The organism is Streptomyces sp. NPDC056987 (assembly GCF_042673865.1).
Taxonomy (GTDB): Bacteria; Actinomycetota; Actinomycetes; order Streptomycetales; family Streptomycetaceae; genus Streptomyces.
Map to the genome: position 1 here is coordinate 248161 of NZ_JBHURV010000004.1, position 21222 is coordinate 269382.

Genomic DNA, 21222 nt, shown 5'->3' on the forward strand with positions numbered 1-21222 from the left:
GGTGGCGGTCGCCGACCGGAGGCAGAGTGGTCAGGAGACCGCTTGGGCGAGGCCTTACGGAGGTGCGGCACATGTCGGAGAAGAACTCGGAGCATGGGACCGCCGACGAGGTCTCGCTGCCGCCCGAGGTCACGTTGCTGCAGGAAGTCACTCCGCCCTTCTTTCCCGAAGGCGGTACGGGAATGACCATCCTCGTCGAGTGGCCTCCCGGTCACCCCGGGCTCCCGCCGCATCGCCACTCGGGCCCGTCGTTCGGCTACGTGATGGAGGGCGCGGTCCGCTTCGAGCTGGAGGGTGAGCCGGAGCGCGTGGTCGAGGCCGGCGGGACGTTCTGGGAGCCGGGCGGTGACGTGATCCATTACCAGGACGGCAACGCCCTGTCGGACGCACCGACCACGTTCGTGGTGACCATGTTGTGCGCGCCGGGTCAGCCGATGCTCAGGTTGGTCGCCGAGGAGGAACTGAAGGACCGGGCACACCTGCGCGCGCCGCGCTAGGGGAGGGGGCGGAACGTCTCGTCCTTGACGGCGGTGATGAAGGACGACCAGTGGGGCGGGGGGAAGAGGAGGGTGGGGGCGTGGGGGGTTTTGGAGTCGCGGACGGGGACGCCGGTGGGGTGGTTGTCGAGTACTTCGAGGCAAGCGCCTGCCTCGGGTCCGCTGTGGGTCGACTTGCGCCAGCGGTTTGTGCCGGTGAGGTGAGGGTCGGTCTTCTCTGTCATGTCAGGAACGCCTCGCTCTTCACAGCGGTGATGAAGGATGACCAACCGGCCCGGGGAAAGAGGAGGGCGGGGGCGTGGGGGGTTTTGGAGTCGCGGATGGGGATGCCGGTGGGGTGGTTGTCCGCTACCTCGACGCAGCTGCCGGATTCGTTCCCGCTGTACGACGACTTGCGCCAGCCGTTCAGCGCGGCAGCGCCCGGGATGAACTGCTCAGTCATGGTGTCCATACTCTTTCGCCGTTGCCCGCATGAGGGTGAGCGACTCCTTCAAGGGGAGTGCGTCACCCAGTGCGAGATCGTAGGCGCCTTGGAGGCGTTCGACTACCGCTGGGGAGTCGTGCACCTTGCCAACGGACAGGCCTTCGCTGTAAGCGGCTGGAGGCTGATCCTCGAACCACATCAGGGTGAGCATGCTCTGCATGAGCGGGTGAACGCCCAATGCGAGTGGCAAAACGTGAACGCGCACACGCTTGATCTCGGCCAAGTGGACAATGTGCAAGATCTGTTCAGCCATGACCTCTGGGCCGCCGACGGGGCGACGTAGCACGGCCTCATCCAGCAGCGCCCACACTACGGGCGTCACCGGGTCAGCAAGGATGTTTGCCCGCTCCAACCGTGTGACTACGTGTCGGTCACGCTCCTCGTCACTCCGAGGGGGGTAGGTCGTACCCAGAACGGCACTCGCATACCTATTTGTTTGAAGAATGCCAGGTACGAAGGACAACGCGAACTCTCTGATCGCCGTTGCCTGTTGTTCGAGTTGGCGTGCGGGCTCGAAGTAATCGGCAATCGTGTCGTCATCCTGGGGCAGAAAACTGCTCAGTACGTTCCCGGTGTTCAGGGCCCTGTCCAGGCGCCGGGCGTCGTCCTTCGACGGGATTCGGCGTCCCGCCTCGATATGCGAGATGTGTGAACGGGTCATGATCGCGACGTCGGCCAGCTCCTGTTGCGTCAACCCCGCCGCCACGCGCCGTTCCTTGAGCCAATCGCCGTAGATGCTGCCCATTCGCCGACTCCTTCGCGACAAGCGCCCTGTCACCTGCTACCTACTGGCGAGCCTAGCGAGCGCCGTCGCACTCTGTGAGTGATTCGCTACACAGAGGAGCCCTGTGGGGTGTGACCGGTGACCAAGTAGGAGTTGACGACGTGCTCAGTATTTCTGCTCTCAATGGCTCGGGGGAGGCGCTGCGGCTGCTTCCGTGGTCCGGCATGGATGGCAAGCCGTGCTACCTCTCCGGTGACGGAACCGGCTACATCTCCCGCCTGGCCGACGAGATGGAGGACGCGCAACTCGACATGGCCGCCGAAATCCTCGGCCACGCGGCCGACATGCTCGGCGACTCCCGGACCACCTCGGCGCAGCTCCGCTTTCTCGCGGCCCGTATGTCCGAGGCGCTGCGCGACGCCTGCCGCATCGCGGAGAGCCGAGGGGCCCGCATCCCCGAGCCCGCATGCCCCGATACGGATGACGCCGAGGAATGATCTGGAACGGAGCAGCTCAGACCGGGGTGATCGCGCTGCACTTCTTGAACGGTAGCCAGGGGCGGGTGCCGTCCTCGCGGGGGGCGCCCGCGTAGGTCGGGTCGCCGGTCAGTTTCTGCTCCTCGTGTTCCCGGCTGGTCTCCAGACCGAAGAGCTTGAAGCCGGTGCTCAGCTTGTGGAGGGAGGTGCCCAGGCTGAGCGCGAACCCGGCCTTCCACCAGTCGATGTTCACCTTGTAGTCGAGGCTGCTGAGCTTGGCCTTGTCGTGCAGGAGCCGCTCGAAGGGGGTGGAGTCGGGGGTCAGCGGGTCGGCGGCCGAGGACGGTGAGGGAATGCCCGCGTTGTGGATCTGCTTGAGTCCGCTGTCGTCGCCGTCCTCCCCGTTGCGCAGGTAGTTCTCGACGGTCTCGCTGTCCTTGGCGTCCTTCAGGTCGAGTTCCGCCACCTCGGTGTGCAGATCCGTCTCGGTCTTCCCGCCGCCGCCCTCGACATGCAGGGTGACCGGACCGGCCGGCACCGAGCCCCGGATGTCGACGCCCGGGTTGCCGCTCATGCCGCGCTCCGCCGTCGTGATCCTGAGCCTGGTCGGGCGGTGGGGCTTGCCGTCCTTCTCCTCCTTGTCGTAATCCTCCGCGTTGTACGTCACGTAGAACTGCTGCATATGGCTGCCCTCACCCTGGTAGCCGTTGCCGACCCGGCCGTTGATCTCCATGGTGTAGACGAAGGTGATCTCCCCGTTGCCGCGCATGACCAGGGTGTCTTCCATCCACGTCCCCTGGGCGCCCTTGCCCGTGAGCTGACCGACGCTCTTGTTGTCCTTGCCGGTCCTGAGGCTCTTGCCGAACTTGACGTCGCCGGACTTCTCGCTGGTCGTTTTGGTGATGTCGAGGTCGGGCTGCCGGTCCGGCGGCAGTTCCGGCAGCTTGTCCTTGTTCGCGTGGTTGCAGAGCATGCCCAGTTCGGTGCTGCGAGCGCCGGGGGGACGGCTGTTGCACTTCGCGGCGCCCTTCAGGTACTCCGCGAACTGCTGGGCGTCCTTGTAGTTGGCCTCCAGGTCCTTCTGCGGGTCGCCGGTCTTGTTGCCGTCGAACAGCCACCGGCCGCCGCCACCACCGCCCTTGGTGTAACTGCCGCTCAGCGAGGCGCTGCCGCCCCACGACTTGAGCCCGGGGAAGTCGATCCCGCCCTCCACGCCGCCCTGCACCGTGCCCGTGGAGTCGAGGGTGACCGTACCGTCCGACCACTGGGTGACCTTCAGCTCACTGCTGGAGCTGATCTTGATGAAGAGGATCCGCATCACGGTCTTCTGCTTGTCGGTCTCCGAGGCCAGGATGCACTTGTCCGGCTCGAAGGCCGCGTCCTCCTCCGTCGGCTCTTCCGGCTTGCCCTTGGGGTCCGAGAGCGTCGTGGTCCCGTCGTCGCCCGCATCGGTGGAGTCCGGGTCCGGCAGCGCCGTGTCGTCGCCTCCCGCACCCGACCGGCAGGACTCGCCGGTCGTCAACTGGCATATCGCGTCGTGGAGTCCGCCGGTCACCTTCGTCCCGACCGGTGTGAGCGTCAGCCCCAGCACCAGGCTCACCACGAGGGTGAGCATGCCGAGGTACTCCATTCCCGTCTGTCCCCGGTCCCGGGAAATCCAGGGTCTTGCACAGCCGTTGTCCCTCATGTTCTCACCGCTCCTCCCCCGCTGAAGGTTTGGTTCCGTGCGAAGGCTACGGAGCGGAAAACGGCGGCGGCTTGGGCCCGGGGACCCAGCCAGGGACCCAAATCCGAGGGTGCCGGGACCCCTCTGGGTCCAGGGGTGTCAGGCGGTGAAAACGCAGGTGAAGCGGGTGCCGCCGGCAGATGAACGCCGCCCGGCGGCCCGCACCTGAGCGCTACGGGTGCGGACCGGGTCGGCCGCAGCTCCGGGCCTACCGCGTTCGGTAGGCCCGGAGGAAGGTCCGCACCCCCTCGACGACGAGTGGCCGTACGCGGGTGTCCTCCGCGGCGTTCGCGGAACCGAGCCGGTCCAGCGCGACGCCGAAGGTCAGCGCGATGAACTGGTCGGCCGCGAGCCGGGCGTCCGGGACGTCGAGCAGCCCGGCCTCGGCGAAGGCGGCGAACCGCTCGGCCAACGCCTCATCGGGGGTGTCGGCCATGGAGTTGTAGCCCCGGCTCGACAGGTTGCCGGATTCCGCCCGGACCAGTCGCTGCAGCGTCGCGTACTCCGCCGAGCCGAGCATGTCGGTCGCGATGCGCATCGAGAACGTGACCAGGGCGTCCTCAAGGCCCGGCGCCTCGGTGAGGGCGGTGAGGTCGGTGAGGGTGTCGTCGAGGGTGCGCCGGATCGTGGTGATCAGTGACTGGCCGACGGCGTCGACGACCGCGCGCAGCAGCGTCCGCTTGTCGCCGAAATAGTCGTAGACGGTCCGCTTGGACACCTCGGCCCGGGCGGCGACCGCGTCGACGCTGGTTCGGTCGAAGCCGTCGGTGAGGAACAGTTCCCGGGCCGCCGAGAGGATGGCGGCCCGCTTCGGCGTGGACCCCTCGCGCAGTGTCTTCGTGGTCGGCATGGACGCAGCTTACCTTCCTACACTGCACGGTGTAGTGTAATTCTGGTCGGCGGGCGTGCCGCACTCGTACACGCCGTGTGAAGGGCCGCTGTGTCCGCGCCCGGGCCCGGCCATGACGGAAAGGACGTCCATGACCACAACTCTGGCTCCCCCGGCCCGTATCGGGAACGCCGCTGTCTGGGCCCTCGGCATGCTCGCACTCGCCACCGGTGCCCTGGAGTCGGTGGTGACGCCGACGCTCCCGCTCCTCCAGCGCGAGCTGGGCATGAGTCCCGCCGAAGGGGCGTTACTCAGCATCACGCTCCTCATCACCGGCGCGCTCATCACGCCGGTCGCGGGCAAGTTCGGCGACCGCTACGGCGGAAAACGGGTCCTGGTCCGGCTGATGGCGGTGGTCTCGGCCGGTGGTCTGGTGTCCGCCCTGGCGCCGAACCTGCCGGTGCTGCTGCTCGGTCAGATACTGCAGGGAGCGATGGTGGGCGCGCTGCCCCTGTCGTTCATCCTGGTGCGCGAACACCTCCCGGCGGGAGAGTCGAAGGTGGCCATCGGGGTGGTCAGCGGGCTCTTCGTGGGCGGCGGGATGGCGGGAACGCTGTCGGCCGGGCCGGTGGCGGAACAACTCTCCCGGCACTGGATGTTCGCGCTGCCGACGATCGCGGTCATCGGGTCCACGCTCCTGGTCAACAGGCTGATGCCGCAGGACCGGCCGGGGCCTTCGGACGGTGCCCGGGTCGACTGGCCCGGGCTGGCCCTCCTGAGCGGGACGCTGGTCACGCTCATGCTCGTACTCGCGCTGGCACCCGACCTCGGCGCGCAGCCCCTCGTGCTCGGCGCCCTCCTCGTGGTGCTCGCCGCCTTCGCGGCCGGATGGGTGGCGGTGGAGCGCCGTGCGGCCTCTCCGATGGTCGATCTGCGCATGCTGAGGCGCCCCGCCGTGTGGAAGGCGTGCGTGCTGACGTTCGTGATCTGCGTCGGCACCTCGGTGCCCGTCTATCTCGTCCCGCAGCTCTTCGCGGTCTCCGCCGACGACTACGGATTCGGGGCGAGCGCCACCGCGATCGGCTTCTTCCTGCTGCCCGGCGCCGTGGCCGCGTCGCTGGCCGGGCCGATCAGCGGGATCGGGGCGCGGCGCTTCGGCTCGCGAGCCGTCGTCACCACCGGGACCGTCCTCATGGTCGCCGCCCTGTTCGCCCTGGCGGCCGTGCACAGCGAGGTCTGGCACCTCGTCATCGGCAAGGCGCTGATCGCGTTCGCCAACGGCCTGTGCGTCACCGCGATGGTGACCAGCACCGCCACCTCCGTCGATCAAGGTGACACCGGCATCGCCACCAGCCTGGTCCTGGTGACCCGCGTCATCGGCTTCGCCGTGGGTGTGCAGGTCAGTGGCGCGATCCTCACCGCCGGGACCCCTTCGGGATCGGACGTCCCGGCCGAATCGGCCTTCGTCACCGGCTTCGTCATCGCGGGCGCCGTCACGGCGCTGTCCCTGCTTGTCGTCCGTACCCTGAGCAAAGGAGTCAAGGAATGACCCGCAATGATCTGCAGAGGACCGATCCGTCGAGGAACGATCCGTCGAGGGGCCTTCGTGCGTCGCGGAGGCGCACCGTCCTGATATCCGGGGCCGGCATCGCGGGGCCCGCCCTCGCGTTCTGGCTGAACCGGTACGGATTCGCCGTCACGGTGGTCGAGAAGGCGGGCGCACCGCGCGGCGGCGGTTACCCCGTCGACGTGCGCGGCACCGCGCTTGAGGTCGTCCGGCGCATGGGGATCCTGCCGAGGCTGCGGGACGCGCACATCGACCTGCGCCGGCTGACCTTCCTCGACGGGGACGGCGGCGAGGTGGCCTCGGTCGCCCCGCACACCGTCACCGGCGGTGTCGCGGGACGGGACCTGGAGGTCCGGCGCGGGGATCTGATCGCCGCTCTCCACGCGGCGGTCCGGGACGACGTGGAGTTCCTGTTCGACGACTCCATCGACACCCTCGACCAGTCGGGCCACGGGGTCGACCAATTCGGCCACGGGGGCGACCGGTCCGGCCACGGGGTCGATGTCACCTTCCGTGGGGGCGGCAGCCGTACGTTCGACATCGTGGTCGGCGCGGACGGGATGCACTCCCGGACCCGCGCGTCCCTGTTCGGCCCCGAGGAGCAGTTCCACCGGTACCTCGGCTACTGCTTCGCCGGATTCACCCTGCGCAACACCTTCGGGCTCTCCCACGAGACCGTGCTGTGGAACACGCCGGGCCGGGCCGCGGCACTGTACGCCGTGGGGGGCGACGAGGACGTACACGTCCTCCTGAACTTCGCCCGCCAGGAGCCGCCGTTCGGCGCGTTCCGGAATCCGGAAGCCCAACGGGAGCTGGTCGCCGAGGTCTTCGCCGACGCGGGGTGGGAGGTCCCGGGCCTGCTCGCCGCCCTGCGCGACGCCGACGACCTGTTCTTCGACACGGTCAGCCAGATCCGCATGCCCCGCTGGTCCAGCGGAAGGATCGCGCTGGTGGGCGACGCCGCGTACGCGCCCTCGTTCCTCACCGGTCAGGGCTCCAGCCTCGCGCTCGTCGGCGCGTACATGCTCGCCGGCTCCCTGGCCGGCCGGGACCACACCGCGGGCTTCGCCGCCTACGAACAGGACACCCGCGGCTTCGTGACGCTCAACCAGGACCTGGTCGGCGAGGGCGGCGCCGCGCTCTTCCCGACCACGGCCCAGGCCCTGGAGCGGCGCAACGACATGCTGCGCAAGCTCACCACCCTGCCCCACGCGGAGGGACGGCCGGCCCACTCGGCCCTCACCCTGCCCGCGTTCACGCCGGTGGCGTGAGACCGGGCGCGGGCGGCTCCCGCAGCGCGAACCACAGCTCCATCCGTACGTCGGGGTCGTCCAGGTCCCGGTCCAGGAGCGCCGCGCAGCGGGTGACCCGGTGGCGGACCGTGTTGCGGTGGACCGTCAGCGCCACCGCCGTACGGTCCCAGCTGCCGTGCAGCGAGAGCCAGGCGCGCAGCGTCTCGATCAGCGCCGGGGCGCCCGGCGCGGCCAGGACCGGGGCCAGGAGCGCGCGGGCGTGGGCCGCGGCCTCCTCCCGGGGGATCAGGGCGGTGAGCCCGGCCGCCGGGCCGGCCGGGTCGTGGCGTACCAGCGGGGTACGGGTGGCCTCCGCGCGGCCCAGGGCGCGCAGCGCGCGGGTGTCGGCGGCGGCCAGTTCCTCCGGGGGGACCGGGTCGCTGACGCCGAGGGTCCAGCCCGGCTGGGCCGTGACCTCGCGGTCGGTGACGACGCGGACCGTGGTGCCGTCCGTGTCGGCCAGCGCGCTGCCCAGGGCCGCTGCCAGCGCGCCCGCCGCGAAGGGGGTGGCGCCGCCCCGCCCTTGGACGACCCGCCAGGGCCCGGGGCCGAGGAGCGGCGCCGCCTCGGCGGGGGTGGCGCCGAGCAGCAGCCGTACGAGCGCGGCGGAGCGGCCCGCCTCCGCCGCGCCCTGGTGCGGCGCGGTGAGGAGGGAGAGCAGGACGACGGCGACGCCCGCGACGGTATGGTCGCCGGGTTCGCGCCGTTCGGCCGCCACGCCGAGCACCAGGCCCTGGCCGCCGCCGAGCGCGTACGCCGCGAGGTGGGCGCCCGGTGTCGTGTCCGTGGCGGAGGAGGGGGTGGGCGCGGAGGCAGGGCCGACCACCCTGGCCAGGCGCGCGAGCGCCGTACGGGCGCCCGGGGCCGCGACCCGGCCCGTCGAGTGCAGCTCCGCGCCGTCCGGGGCGAACAGGACCGCGCGGCCACCGAGCCCCGACGCCAGCTGGTGCAGCACGGCGGGCACCGGGTCCTGCCGCGCCGCCGCCGCGGCCAGGCCCTGCTGGGCGCGGGTCACCCGGCGCAGCTCCCGGTGGCGCGCCTCCGCCATCAGCCGCCACACCGCGCGGGCCACCGCCGTGAACTGGGTACGCGGCGGCACCTCCAGCAGCGGCAGCCCGTGCCGGTCGCAGGCGTCGACCAGGGCGGGCGGCACCGTGTCGTACACCGGCGTCACCCCGAAGCCGAGCGCCGCCGCGCCAGCCTCGACCACGCGTGCCGCGTACGCGTCCGCGGCGGCGTCGGTGAGCTGGACACCCGCGGTCAGCAGCAGCTCGCCGCCGAGCAGATAGGGGTACGGGTCCGCCATCTCCGAGGTGTGCACCCACTGCACCACCTGGGAACCGTCGTCCGGCGGGCCCGCGATCCGGCGCAGCCCCAGCGTCCGGTCGGCCAGCAGCTCGGCCAGCGGGACCGGGGGAGTGGGCGGGGAGGACGAGGAGGACGAGGAGGACGAGGGGGACGGGGGTGATGAGGGGGCGGACGGGGCCCCGGTGCTGTCCGGCATGGATGATCCATCCGTCTTCGGCGGAAAGAATGGATGAAACGTACACTTCAGCGCCGCATTCCGGCCACCTACCGTCATGACCCACACGCTCGGCCGCGTACAGCCAGTACGGCCCCGTACGGCCACGTGCGGAACGCGAGTGCCCTCAAGCGTGAGACGAGACGGAGGAAGCCCATGGCTGTCGACTACGCGGTGATCGTCGTCTATCTGGCCGGCATGCTCGCCATGGGCTGGTGGGGCATGCGCCGCGCCAAGTCCAAGAGCGAGTTCCTGGTGGCGGGCCGCCGGCTCGGCCCCTGGATGTACTCCGGGACCATGGCCGCCATCGTCCTCGGCGGCGCCTCGACCATCGGCGGCGTCGGCCTCGGCTACCGGCACGGCCTCTCCGGCGCCTGGATGGTCTTCGCCATCGGCCTCGGGCTGCTCGCCCTCTCCGTCTTCTTCTCCGCGCGGATCGCCCGGCTGAAGGTCTACACCGTCTCGGAGATGCTCGACCTGCGGTACGGCGGCCGGGCCGGGCTCATCTCGGGCATCGTGATGTGGGCGTACACCCTGATGCTCGCGGTCACCTCGACCATCGCGTACGCCACGATCTTCGATGTCCTCTTCGACCTGAACCGCACCGTCGCGATCATCCTGGGCGGCGCCATCGTCGTCGCGTACTCGACGCTCGGCGGCATGTGGTCCATCACGCTGACGGACATGGTGCAGTTCGTCGTCAAGACGATCGGGGTGCTGCTGCTCCTGCTGCCCATCGCGGTCGTGAAGGCGGGCGGGATCGGCGAGATGAAGGCGCGGCTTCCCGCCGAGTATTTCTCGCCGTTCGGCATCGGCGGCGAGACGATCTTCACGTACGTCCTGATCTACACCTTCGGCATGCTGATCGGACAGGACATCTGGCAGCGGGTGTTCACCGCGCGCGGCGACAAGGTCGCGCGCTGGGGCGGCACCGTCGCCGGTACGTACTGTCTGCTGTACGCGCTGGCCGGCGCGGTCATCGGGACGGCCGCCAAGGTGCTCTACCCGAACCTGGGCAGCGCCGACGACGCCTTCGCCACCATCGTCAAGGACGAACTGCCCCTGGGCGTACGGGGTCTGGTGCTGGCCGCCGCGCTCGCCGCGGTGATGTCGACCTCCTCGGGCGCGCTGATCGCCTGCGCGACCGTGGCCAACAACGACATCTGGGCGCGGCTGCGCGGCGCCGTCGGCCGGGGCGGCGCGGATCGCGGGGAAGCAGGCGGTGGGGAAGCAGACCGTGGGGAGGTGGACGAGGTGCGCGGGAACCGGCTGTTCATCCTGGTCATGGGCATCGGAGTGATCGCCGTCGCCGTCGCGCTCAACAACGTGGTCGAGGCGCTGACCGTCGCGTACAACCTCCTCGTCGGCGGACTGCTCGTACCGATCCTCGGCGGGCTGCTGTGGCGGCGCGGCACGGTGTACGGGGCGCTGGCCGCCGTGGTCGTCGGCGGGGTGACGGTCGTGGGGCTGATGGCGGCGTACGGGATCCTCGCCAACCAGCCCATCTACTACGGCCTGCTGGCCTCCCTGGCCGCCTATGTGATCGTCAGTCTGGCCACGCGGCCGACGGACGAGGCGGTGCTCGCCGCGTGGCGCGCCCGGCTCGCGGGAGAGGGGCCGGAGGAGGCGGGGGAGCCCGCTGTCAGTGGGCTGGTCCATTCTTGAGACGAAAGCACTCTGGACAGAGCTGTACAGAGCGACACAGGGCACCACAGAACTGCCGTAACAGCCCCAGCGCGTCACGCGGTACGGAACCGCACGCGGCGACACCCGGAAAGGCCCGACGATGAGCAGCAACGGACACCACGGACAGCACGGAGAGCAGGGGCACCGCAGCGGCCCGCGCGGGCCCGTCGACTCGTCCCGTGTCCCGAGGTACGCGGGGCCGGCCACGTTCGCCCGGCTGCCCCGGCTGGACGAGGTCGGCACGGCCGATGTCGCGGTCGTCGGCGTCCCCTTCGACACCGGGGTCTCCTACCGGCCGGGCGCCCGCTTCGGCGGTAACGCGATCCGGGAGGCGTCGCGGCTGCTGCGTCCGTACAACCCCGCGCAGGACGCTTCCCCGTTCGCGCTCGCGCAGGTCGCGGACGCCGGGGACATCGCCGCGAACCCGTTCGACATCAACGAGGCGGTCGACACGATCGAGGCGGCCGCCGACGACCTGCTGGGCACCGGCGCACGGCTGATGACCCTCGGCGGCGACCACACGATCGCGCTCCCGCTGCTCCGTTCGGTCGCGAAGCGGCACGGACCGGTCGCGCTGCTCCACTTCGACGCCCATCTGGACACCTGGGACACCTACTTCGGCGCGGAGTACACCCACGGCACCCCGTTCCGCCGGGCCGTCGAGGAGGGCATCCTCGACACGGAGGCGCTCTCGCACGTCGGGACGCGCGGCCCGCTGTACGGGAAGCGGGACCTGGACGAGGACGCCAGGATGGGGTTCGGGATCGTCACCTCCGCCGATGTGATGCGCCGGGGTGTGGACGAGATCGCGGACCAGCTGCGGCAGCGGATCGGGGACCGGCCGCTGTATATCTCCGTCGACATCGACGTCCTGGACCCGGCGCACGCGCCGGGTACCGGCACACCCGAGGCGGGCGGGCTGACCTCCCGGGAACTCCTGGAGATCATCCGGGGGCTGGCCTCCTGCCGGCTGGTCTCCGCCGACGTGGTGGAGGTCGCGCCCGCGTACGACCACGCGGAGATCACCTCGGTCGCCGCCTCTCACACGGCGTACGAGCTGACGACGGTCATGTCCCGCCAGATCGCCCGGACCGCACCGGTCGCCGAGGGCTTTTCGGCGGAGGCGCGCTGATGCACGATCACGACCACGACGTGGTGCGCCTCACCCCCGAGCAGACCGCCGCCGCGCTCGCCCCGCCGCCCGGTCGGCGCGGCGGCGATCTCGTCGTCGAGACGTTGTACGGGCTCGGCGCCACGACCGTCTTCGGCCTGCCGGGACAGCACGCCCTCGGCATGTTCGACGCGCTGCGCCGCTCCTCGCTCCGGTACATAGGGCTGCGCGTCGAGAACAACGCGGGGTTCGCCGCCGACGCGTACGGCCGGGTCACTGGCGAGGTCGCCCCGCTGCTGCTCTCCACCGGCCCCGGCGCCCTGACCTCGCTCGCCGCGCTCCAGGAGGCGGCGGCGGCCTCGGCGCCGGTGCTGGCGATCTCCAGCCAGATACCGGCGGCGGGCCTGGGCGGCGGGCGCCACGGGTATCTGCACGAACTCCGCGACCAGCAGGCGTCCTTCCGCGACATCGTCAAGTCCGTCCATCCCGTCCGTGCGGCCTCGCAGATCCCGTCCGCGCTCGCCGCGGCCTGGGAGTCCGCGCTCACCGCCCCGCACGGCCCGGTGTGGGTGGAGATCCCGCAGGACGTGCTGCTCGCGGAGGTCTCGCTGCCGGTCGTCACGGCGATCGACGCCACCCCGCGCGAGCTGCACCCGCGCCCCGAGCTGACCGCCGTCGCGGCGCAGGCGCTGTCGCACGCGGCCCGGCCGGTGATCATCGCGGGCGGCGGGGTGGTCCGGGCGGACGCCTCCGGCAAGCTGCGCGCGCTCGCGGAGAAGCTGGACGCGCCGGTGGTCACGACGGCCGGGGGCAAGGGCGCCTTCCCCTGGGAGCATCCGCTCTCCCTCCAGTCCTGGATGGAGGACCGGCACACCACGGACTTCCTGGAGGACGCGGACGTGCTGCTGGTGGTCGGCTCCGGGCTGGGCGAGCTGTCCTCGAACTACCACACCTTCCGCCCGCGCGGCCGGGTGATCCAGATCGAGGCGGACCTCGGCAAGCTGGAGTCCAACCACCCCGCGCTGGGCATCCACGCCGACGCCAGGCTCGCGCTGGCCGCGCTGGTGGAGTCGGTGGACGAGCGTACGGACCCGGGCGCCGCCGCGTCCGTACGTACGGTGCTGGAGAAGGTACGGGAGCGGATCGCGGCCCAGGACCTCACGCTGGAGCGGCGCGTGCTGGCCGCCGTCCGCGACGCCCTGCCCGCCACGTCCCCGAGCTTCTGGGACATGACGATCCTCGCCTACTGGGCCTGGTCCGCCTGGCCGGGCCCGATGCACTCGGGCCAGGGCGCGGGCGGCCTCGGGTACGGCTTCCCGGCCGCGCTCGGCGCGGCGGCGGCCGACCGTACGAAGCCGGTCCTGGCGGTGTCGGGGGACGGCGGGGCGATGTACTCCCTCGCGGAGCTGGCCACCGCCCGCCAGTACGACCTGCCGGTGACCTGGCTGATCGTGGACGACGGCGGCTACGGCATCCTCCGCGAGTACATGACGGACGCCTTCGGCGAGCCGACGGGGACGGAGCTGTCCCGGCCCGACTTCGTCGCCCTGGCGGAGTCCTTCGGCGTCCCCGCCGTCCGTACGGCACCGGAGTCCCTGCGCGAGGACCTGGCGAAGGCGCTCGCCGAGCCCGGCCCTTCCGTGGTCGTACTCCCCGCCCTGCTGCGGATGTTCGCCCCGACGCACCTGGACACCTGAGCGCCGGGTCACGCTGGTCCGCAAGCGTGACCCGGCCTCGTACAACCATTCGCCGACGCTGGTGAGTCATGTGTCAGTGAGCGTGCCGTGGGGCGCGTTCGCCGACACCCAGGGGGACGGGACACCGACATGACTCAGCAGTGGATATCAGGACCAGGACAGCGCCGGGGAAGTCAAGGAAGCCAGGGAAGCTCAGGAAACCAGGGAAGCCCGGGAAAGGGTTTCTCCTCCCGGCGGCGGGCCCGTGGCACGCTCTCCGTGGCGCTCGCCGCGGGCGTGCTCGTCCCGGTCGCGGCCGTGGCGGGAGCGGCGCCCGCCGCCGCGGCCGCGCCCGCCGTCGTCTGCACCTCGGGGAAGGCGGGGCTCGCCGACCGGCTCACCAAGGACATCACCGCGGCGCTCAAGAACAGAACGTCCACGACCGCCGTCGGCGTCTTCGACCGTACGACGAAGACGACCTGCACCCTGCGGGCGACGCAGAAGTACGACTCCGCCAGCGTGGTCAAGGTGACCGTCCTCGCCACCCTGCTCTGGGACGCGAAGAAGACCAACCGCTATCTGACCCAGCGTGAGGTCGACCTCTCCACGGCCATGATCACCAAGTCGGACAACGCGGCCACCACCACCCTGTGGAAGCAGCTCGGCCTGACGAAGATCAAGGGCTTCGTCAAGGCCGCCGGGATGACCCTGACCGTCCCCGGCACCGGCGGATACTGGGGCCTCACGCAGATCACCGCCCAGGACGAGCAGAAGCTGCTCGCCCTGATCACCGCGAAGAACACCGTGCTCAGCGACAACTCGCGCGCCTTCATCCTGGAGCGGATGCGCAAGGTCGTCGCCTCCCAGCGCTGGGGCGTGCCCGCCGGGGCCCCGGCGACCGCCACCGTCCAGCTCAAGAACGGCTGGCTCTCCCGCTCCACCCACGGCTGGCGTGTGCACAGCGTCGGCGCGTTCACCGGCAAGGGGCACGACTACATGATCAGCGTGCTCACCCACGACAACAAGACGATGAACGACGGCGTCAACACCATCCAGGCCGTCGCGAAGGCGGTCCACAAGGATCTCAACCCGGCGGCGGCGAAGACGGGGGCCGCCGTCCACTCCGTACCGGAGACACCGTACGAGGCCGTTCCGGCGACCCCGGAGAAGGCGGCGAGGGAGGCCGTTCCGGCGACACGCTGACCTGTCCGTGTCGCTGGGGTGATCGCCTTGAGGCTTCTTGAGGCCCCGCGAGGCAGCCCCGGTGCGAACTCATGTACGAGTCTCCGGTCCTAGGCCGGGTCTAGGACCGGAGACCGGTATTTGTTGCGGAGGGATGAAATCCGCCTTCGCCCGCGTTGGTGCATTCCGGCAGATCAGGACGCCCGAGGGCGGGCGTCCGGGCGACGGGAGGCAGCAGTGGCGGGCGGGTCGGCAGAGCAGGGCTGGGCACGGCGGCTGGCCGGGTACGCGTGGCGGTATCGGCGCAATGTGATCCTCGCGCTCGGATCGTCGCTGGCCGGCATGGCGGTGATGGCCCTTGTCCCGCTGATCACCAAGGTCGTCATCGACGACGTGATCGGCGCGGGGCACCGCTCGCTGTTCGTCTGGACCGGGCTGCTCGTCGTGGCCGCGCTCGTCGTCTACGCGGCCACCTACATCCGCCGGTACTACGGCGGACGGCTCGCCCTCGACGTCCAGCACGACCTCCGTACGGAGATGTACGCCACGATCTCCCGGCTCGACGGGCGCCGTCAGGACACCCTCTCCACCGGTCAGGTCATCGGCCGCGCCACCAGCGACCTCCAGCTCATCCAGGGGCTGCTCTTCATGCTGCCGATGACCATCGGCAACGTCCTGCTCTTCCTGATGTCCCTGGCGATCATGGCGTGGCTCTCGCCGCCGCTGACCCTGATAGCCCTGGCCGTCGCGCCCGCCCTCTGGTACATAGCCCGCCGCAGCCGTACCAAGCTGCACCCGGCCACCTGGTACGCGCAGGCCCAGGCCGGTGCCGTCGCCGGTGTCGTGGACGGCGCCGTCTCCGGCGTCCGCGTCGTCAAGGGCTTCGGCCAGGAGGACCAGGAGACCGGGAAGCTCCGCGAGGCCGGGCGCAGGCTGTTCGCCGGCCGGCTGCGGACCATCCGGCTCAACGCCCGCTACACCCCCGCGCTCCAGGCGGTCCCCGCGCTCGGACAGGTCGCGATGCTCGCGCTCGGCGGCTGGCTGGCCACCCGGGGCCAGATCACCCTCGGCACGTTCGTCGCCTTCTCCACCTATCTGGCCCAGCTCGTCGGCCCCGTCAGGATGCTCGCCATGGTCCTGACCGTCGGCCAGCAGGCGCGGGCCGGGGTGGAACGCGTACTGGAGCTGATCGACACCGAACCCACCCTCCAGGACGGGACGAAGGAGCTGCCGGCCGACGCGGAGGCGTCGGTCGAGTTCGACGGCGTGTCCTTCGCGTACGAGGACGGCCGCCCCGTCCTCGACGGCTTCTCGCTGGAGCTGGCCCCCGGCGAGACGGTCGCCGTCGTCGGCGCCTCCGGCAGCGGCAAGTCCACGCTCTCGCTCCTGCTGCCCCGCTTCTACGACGTGACCCACGGCGCCGTCCTCGTCGGCGGACGTGACGTCCGCGAACTCACCCTCGCCTCGCTGCGCGCCGCGATCGGCCTCGTGCCCGAGGACAGCTTCCTCTTCTCCGACACCGTCCGCGCCAACATCGCGTACGGCAAACCCGACGCCACCGACGAGGAGATCGTCCGGGCCACCCGCGCCGCCCAGGCCCACGGCTTCATCAGCGAACTGCCCGGCGGCTACGACACCAAGGTCGGCGAGCAGGGCCTCACGCTCTCGGGCGGCCAGCGCCAGCGCATCGCCCTCGCCCGCGCGATCCTCACCGACCCCCGGCTGCTCGTCCTGGACGACGCCACCTCCGCCGTCGACTCCCGCGTGGAGCACGAGATCCACGAGGCGCTGCGCGCGGTGATGGCCGGGCGCACGACGCTGCTCATCGCCCACCGCCGCTCCACCCTCGGCCTGGCCGACCGGATCGCCGTACTGGACGCGGGACGCCTCTCCGACGTCGGTACGCACGAGGAGCTCCAGCGGCGTTCCGCCCTCTACCGGCGGCTGCTGACCGAGCCCGACGAACTGGGCTCCACCTCACCGGGGGGCGCCCGCGACGACGCCGACCCGGACGCGGGAACGTCCGAGGCTCCTCGGCCGGAGGCGGGTCCGTCGCCGTCACCGGCGCGTACGAAGGACGGGTGTCCGGTGACGGACGGCTGCCCGGCGGACGACCTCGCGCTCCAGCAGGTCCAGCAGGAGATCGACGCAGAGTTCGACGCGGAGCGCGGCGTCACCCCGGCCCTGTGGGTACGGGACGAACTCGCCGCCGGTGCCCCCGCCGACGCCGGTGCCACCCCCGAACTGCTCGCCCAGGTCGAAGCGCTGCCCCCGGCCACCGATGTCCCCGAGGTCGACGAGGCGCGCGCCGTCGCCGCCGAGGAGTCGTACGGGCTGCGCAGGCTGCTCCGCGGCTTCGGGCTGCCGTTGCTGGCCAGCCTGGCCCTGGTCGCCGTGGACGCCGGGATGGGGCTGCTGCTGCCGGTCCTCATCCGGCACGGCATCGACCAGGGCGTCGAACAGCTCGCGCTCGGCGCGGTGTGGGTGGCCGCCTCGCTCGGCCTGCTGACCGTAGTCGTCCAGTGGGCGGCCCAGATCGGCGAGATGCGGAAGACCGGCCGCACCGGGGAAAGGATTCTCTACTCCCTGCGCCTGAAGATCTTCGCGCAGCTCCAGCGGCTCGGTCTCGACTACTACGAACGCGAGCTGACCGGCCGCATCATGACCCGGATGACCACCGACGTCGACGCCCTGTCGACGTTCCTGCAGACCGGGCTGGTCACCGCGTTCGTCTCCGTCGTCACCTTCGCCGGCATCCTCGTCGTCCTGCTCGTGATCGACCTGGAGCTGGCGCTCGTCGTCTTCGCGACGCTGCCCGTGCTGATCATCGGTACGGTCTTCTTCCGCCGCAAAAGCGTCCAGGCGTACGAACTGGCGCGCGAGCGCATCAGTGTCGTCAACGCCGACCTCCAGGAGTCGGTGTCCGGGCTCCGGATCGTGCAGGCGTTCCGGCGCGAGGGCGACAGCGGCGAGCGCTTCGCCGGCCGCAGCGACCACTACCGCGCGGCCCGGGTGCGCGGCCAGTGGCTGATATCGGTCTACTTCCCCTTCGTCCAGCTCCTGTCGTCGGTGGCGGCGGCGGCCGTGCTGATCGTGGGCGCGGGCCGGGTGGAGGCGGGGACGCTGACGACGGGCGCGCTGGTCGCGTACCTCCTCTACATCGACCTGTTCTTCGCGCCCGTGCAGCAGCTCTCGCAGGTCTTCGACGGCTACCAGCAGGCGACCGTCTCGCTCGGCCGGATCCAGGAGCTGCTGCGGGAGCCGACGTCGACGGCGGCCCCGAAGAAGGCCCTCGACGTGCTGTCGCTGCGCGGGGAGATCACCTTCGAGGACGTCCACTTCGCCTACCAGGGCGACGAGCCGGAGGCCGGAGCGGCGGGCGATGTGACGGCGGACGGCGTCACGGCGGGCGACGCGACGGCAGCCGGGATCACGGCATCGGGGGTCACGGCAGGCGGCTCGGGGGAGGCCGCTCTTACCGGGGTCGACCTGCGCATACCGGCCGGGCAGACCGTCGCCTTCGTCGGCGAGACCGGCGCCGGCAAGTCGACGCTCGTCAAGCTGGTCGCCCGGTTCTACGACCCGACCGGTGGCCGGGTCACGGCCGACGGCACCGATCTGCGCGACCTGGACCTGACGGCGTACCGGCGCCGGCTCGGCGTCGTCCCGCAGGAGGCGTACCTCTTCGTCGGTACGGTCCGCGACGCCATCGCGTACGGGCGCCCCGAGGCGACCGACGCGGAGGTGGAGGCCGCGGCGCGTGCGGTCGGCGCGCACGAGATGATCGCCACCCTGGACGGCGGCTATCTGCACGAGGTCGCCGAGCGCGGCCGTAACCTCTCGGCCGGGCAGCGCCAGCTCATCGCCCTCGCCCGCGCCGAACTGGTCGACCCGGACATCCTGCTGCTGGACGAGGCGACCGCCGCCCTGGACCTGGCCAGCGAGGCGCTGGTCAACCAGGCGACCGACCGGCTCGCGGGGCGCCGTACAACACTGGTCGTCGCGCACCGGCTGACCACGGCGGCGCGCGCGGACCGGGTGATCGTGATGGACCACGGGCAGGTCGTGGAGGACGGCACGCACGAGGAACTGCTCGCGCTGGACGGCCGGTACACGCGGCTGTGGCGGAGCTTCATCGGGGAGGAGGAGCCCGCGGTCGTCTCGTGAGACGCCCGGCCGGAGGCTCGCCCACGGTGACCTGAACTACGAGCCCGCCGCGGTCCACGGGACCTCCATGGAACCCGTAACCCCTGTGGCACCTGTAGCCCCCTGTGGCTCCCACACGCTCTTGCAACCATCCGGACCGCCCAAGGCGTCGTACGTACGTACGCATGACAACTCTTGGGGGAATGGGTGTTCGGATTCAACGGCGGCGGCAGGGTGCCCAAGGTGCTGCTGCACGGCCTCGTGACGCTGAGCGCCACAGGCGCCCTCGTGGTGGGCGCCTCCGGCGCGCAGGGCGCCGAGGCCGCGTCCGTCTGTTCGGGGCGGCCGGAGAAGACGGTGGCGTTCTCCACCGGCGAGCTGCGCATCTACAAGGCCCGCGGCTACGCCTGTGCGATCACCGTCGCCAAGAACCCGGGCAAGAAGCGCGCCATGTCGGTCAGTCTCCAGCCGCGCGGCGGGAACCCCGTGGTGGACAGCGGGAGTTATACACGTCAGGCGGGGCCGGTCACGGTGCACGCGCTGAACCGCTGTGTACGGGCCTCCGGCGTGGTCTCGGGGAAGAAGGGCTCCACGGGCTGGATCCTCTGCTGACCTCGCGGGCGTCCCGCTCCTCAGCGTCCGTGGGGTGACCGTCCGTCAGACCGGGAGGTGCGGGTCTGGCGGGTCGCGTGCCGATCCGGTTAAGTTCACGGCGTCTGTCATGAACACAGGGAGCGTGAATGCGCAAGGCGCTGAGATGGGTGTTGTCGCTCGTACTGGTCATAGGCACCGTGACCACGGCAGGCGTGGCCACGGCCACCGCCGCCACGGCCACCGCGCCCGCACCGGAAGCGGCCACCGCCGCCACCGACATCAAGGACCGTATCCTCGCGATCCCGGGGATGAGCCTGATCCAGGAGAAGCCGTACGAGGGGTACCGCTACTTCGTCCTCAACTACACGCAGCCGGTCGATCACCGGAATCCGTCCAAGGGCACCTTCCAGCAGCGCCTCACTCTGCTGCACAAGGACACCAGCCGCCCCACGGTCTTCTTCACCAGCGGCTACAACGTCTCCACCAACCCGAGCCGCAGCGAGCCGACCCGGATCGTCGACGGCAACCAGGTCTCGCTGGAGTACCGCTTCTTCACCCCGTCCCGGCCGCAGCCGGCCGACTGGTCGAAGCTGACGATCTGGCAGGCGGCCAGTGACCAGCACCGGATCTTCACCGCGCTGAAGAAGATCTACGGCAAGAAGTGGCTCGCCACGGGCGGTTCCAAGGGCGGCATGACCGCCACGTACTACGAGCGCTTCTACCCGCGCGACATGGACGGCGTTGTCGCGTACGTCGCGCCCAACGACGTGGTCAACAAGGAGGACTCGGCGTACGACCGGTTCTTCGAGCGCGTGGGCACCAAGGAGTGCCGCGACCGGCTCAACGCTGTGCAGCGCGAGGCGCTCGTCCGGCGCGCGCCGCTGGAGCTGCGCTACCAGGAGTGGGCGGAGGCCGAGGGCGCGACCTTCACGACGGTCGGCTCGCTCGACCGGGCGTACGAAGCCGTGGTCCTCGACTTCGTCTGGGCCTTCTGGCAGTACAGCTCGGAGTCGGACTGCCAGTACATCCCGCCGGCCACCGCCTCCGACCAGGAGATCTACGACATCATCGACTCGATCTCCGGGTTCTCCTTCTACACGGACCAGGGGCTTGAGCCGTACACGCCGTACTACTACCAGGCGGGTACCGAGCTGGGCTCGCCCACCATCAAGCTGCCGCACCTGGGCAAGCTGAGCCGGTACGGGTACCAGCCGCCGCGGAACTTCGTGCCGCGCGCCATCCCGATGCGGTTCAACCCGCTGGCGATGCCCGCCGTCGACAGCTGGGTCCGCCACCACGCGAACCAGATGCTGTTCGTGTACGGACAGAACGACCCGTGGGGCGCCGAGCAATTCCGCCTGGGCAAGGGCGCGCGCGACAGCTATGTGTACGTGGCGCCGGGTGCCAACCACGGTGCCAATGTCGCCGGTCTCGTGCCCGACGAGCAGGCGAAGGCCACGGCCAGGATCCTGGAGTGGGCGGGCGTCGCCCCGGCCGCCGTCCAGAAGGACGCGGCGAAGGCGAAGCCGCTGGCGCCGTTCGACAGCAAGCTCGACAAGCAGAAGGTGCAGCGGGAGCACGCGCTGCGCCCGTAAGCCGTAGGCCCGTGAGGCCTTGAGCCCATGGATGTGGGGTGGGGGGGGGGCGCCCCGCCGGGGGCGGGCGCCCCCCCCCCCCGGGGGGGGGGTGGAGGGGGTGAAAACACCCCCC

Annotated in this window: 17 protein-coding genes; 11 read left to right on the top strand and 6 right to left on the bottom strand. The window is 70.9% G+C overall.

All coding sequences use genetic code 11. The annotated features are described in order from the left end of the window. Positions 1–71 precede the first annotated feature (71 nt). Positions 72–497 (top strand): cupin domain-containing protein, encoded by a 426-nt coding sequence (locus ACFTZC_RS07185; protein ID WP_382887625.1) that lies wholly within the window; start codon positions 72–74, stop codon positions 495–497. On the opposite strand, the gene ACFTZC_RS07190 is transcribed toward ACFTZC_RS07185, so the two are convergent. From ACFTZC_RS07190 to ACFTZC_RS07200, 3 genes are read right to left on the bottom strand one after another with little or no spacing between them, the layout of a single operon-like run. Then, positions 494–721 carry a DUF397 domain-containing protein gene (locus tag ACFTZC_RS07190; protein ID WP_382887627.1) on the bottom strand — a complete coding sequence of 76 codons (228 nt, stop codon included), beginning with the start codon at positions 719–721 and terminating at the stop codon, positions 494–496. The genes ACFTZC_RS07185 and ACFTZC_RS07190 overlap by 4 nt on opposite strands. Continuing rightward, positions 718–939 (bottom strand): DUF397 domain-containing protein, encoded by a 222-nt coding sequence (locus tag ACFTZC_RS07195; protein ID WP_382887629.1) that lies wholly within the window; start codon positions 937–939, stop codon positions 718–720. The genes ACFTZC_RS07190 and ACFTZC_RS07195 overlap by 4 nt, the downstream gene beginning before the upstream one ends. Continuing rightward, on the bottom strand, positions 932–1726 hold the full coding sequence (locus tag ACFTZC_RS07200) for a Scr1 family TA system antitoxin-like transcriptional regulator (RefSeq protein WP_382887631.1): 795 nt from the start codon (positions 1724–1726) through the stop codon (positions 932–934). Before ACFTZC_RS07200 ends, ACFTZC_RS07195 begins: the two co-directional genes overlap by 8 nt. A 203-nt stretch (positions 1727–1929) precedes the next feature. Between ACFTZC_RS07200 and ACFTZC_RS07205 the strand changes: the two genes are divergently transcribed. Further along, complete coding sequence (locus tag ACFTZC_RS07205; protein ID WP_382887633.1) at positions 1930–2202, top strand: hypothetical protein; 273 nt, start codon at positions 1930–1932, stop codon at positions 2200–2202. A 16-nt stretch (positions 2203–2218) separates the two neighbouring features. On the opposite strand, the gene ACFTZC_RS07210 is transcribed toward ACFTZC_RS07205, so the two are convergent. Continuing rightward, the gene (locus ACFTZC_RS07210; protein WP_382887635.1) at positions 2219–3811 is read right to left on the bottom strand and encodes a hypothetical protein; all 1593 of its coding nucleotides are present in this window, start codon (positions 3809–3811) and stop codon (positions 2219–2221) included. A gap of 304 nt (positions 3812–4115) precedes the next feature. Continuing rightward, positions 4116–4757, bottom strand: a complete 642-nt coding sequence (locus ACFTZC_RS07215) for a TetR/AcrR family transcriptional regulator (protein WP_382887637.1) — start codon at positions 4755–4757, stop codon at positions 4116–4118. Positions 4758–4887: 130 nt separating this feature from the next. Here ACFTZC_RS07215 and ACFTZC_RS07220 point away from each other — a divergent pair, with 130 nt between their 5' ends. Both ACFTZC_RS07220 and ACFTZC_RS07225 read left to right on the top strand, forming a co-directional pair. Further along, positions 4888–6285, top strand: coding sequence for an MFS transporter (locus ACFTZC_RS07220; RefSeq protein ID WP_382887639.1), 1398 nt, complete (start codon positions 4888–4890; stop codon positions 6283–6285). Further along, positions 6282–7574 (top strand): FAD-dependent monooxygenase, encoded by a 1293-nt coding sequence (locus tag ACFTZC_RS07225; protein WP_382887641.1) that lies wholly within the window; start codon positions 6282–6284, stop codon positions 7572–7574. The genes ACFTZC_RS07220 and ACFTZC_RS07225 overlap by 4 nt, the downstream gene beginning before the upstream one ends. On the opposite strand, the gene ACFTZC_RS07230 is transcribed toward ACFTZC_RS07225, so the two are convergent. Next, the gene (locus ACFTZC_RS07230; RefSeq protein WP_382887643.1) at positions 7558–9099 is read right to left on the bottom strand and encodes a PucR family transcriptional regulator ligand-binding domain-containing protein; all 1542 of its coding nucleotides are present in this window, start codon (positions 9097–9099) and stop codon (positions 7558–7560) included. The two genes, ACFTZC_RS07225 and ACFTZC_RS07230, sit on opposite strands and share 17 nt — an antisense overlap. Positions 9100–9273: 174 nt before the next feature. On the opposite strand from ACFTZC_RS07230, the gene ACFTZC_RS07235 reads away from it, so the two are divergent. From ACFTZC_RS07235 to ACFTZC_RS07265, 7 genes are all read left to right on the top strand, one after another. After that, entirely contained in the window at positions 9274–10782 is a 1509-nt protein-coding gene (locus ACFTZC_RS07235) for a sodium:solute symporter (RefSeq protein ID WP_382887645.1), read from the top strand. A gap of 121 nt (positions 10783–10903) precedes the next feature. After that, on the top strand, positions 10904–11935 hold the full coding sequence (gene speB / locus ACFTZC_RS07240; RefSeq protein ID WP_382887646.1) for an agmatinase: 1032 nt from the start codon (positions 10904–10906) through the stop codon (positions 11933–11935). Next, the gene (locus ACFTZC_RS07245) at positions 11935–13611 is read left to right on the top strand and encodes a thiamine pyrophosphate-binding protein (protein WP_382887648.1); all 1677 of its coding nucleotides are present in this window, start codon (positions 11935–11937) and stop codon (positions 13609–13611) included. Before speB ends, ACFTZC_RS07245 begins: the two co-directional genes overlap by 1 nt. Positions 13612–13869: 258 nt before the next feature. Then, complete coding sequence (locus ACFTZC_RS07250; protein ID WP_382887650.1) at positions 13870–14793, top strand: serine hydrolase; 924 nt, start codon at positions 13870–13872, stop codon at positions 14791–14793. Positions 14794–15009: 216 nt separating this feature from the next. Next, entirely contained in the window at positions 15010–18939 is a 3930-nt protein-coding gene (locus tag ACFTZC_RS07255; protein WP_382887652.1) for an ABC transporter ATP-binding protein, read from the top strand. Between the two features lie 240 nt (positions 18940–19179). Beyond that, positions 19180–19530 carry a hypothetical protein gene (locus ACFTZC_RS07260; RefSeq protein WP_382887792.1) on the top strand — a complete coding sequence of 117 codons (351 nt, stop codon included), beginning with the start codon at positions 19180–19182 and terminating at the stop codon, positions 19528–19530. A gap of 128 nt (positions 19531–19658) precedes the next feature. Further along, positions 19659–21107: a S28 family serine protease gene (locus tag ACFTZC_RS07265; RefSeq protein WP_382887654.1), complete on the top strand. Its 1449-nt coding sequence runs from the start codon at positions 19659–19661 to the stop codon at positions 21105–21107. Positions 21108–21222 lie beyond the last annotated feature (115 nt).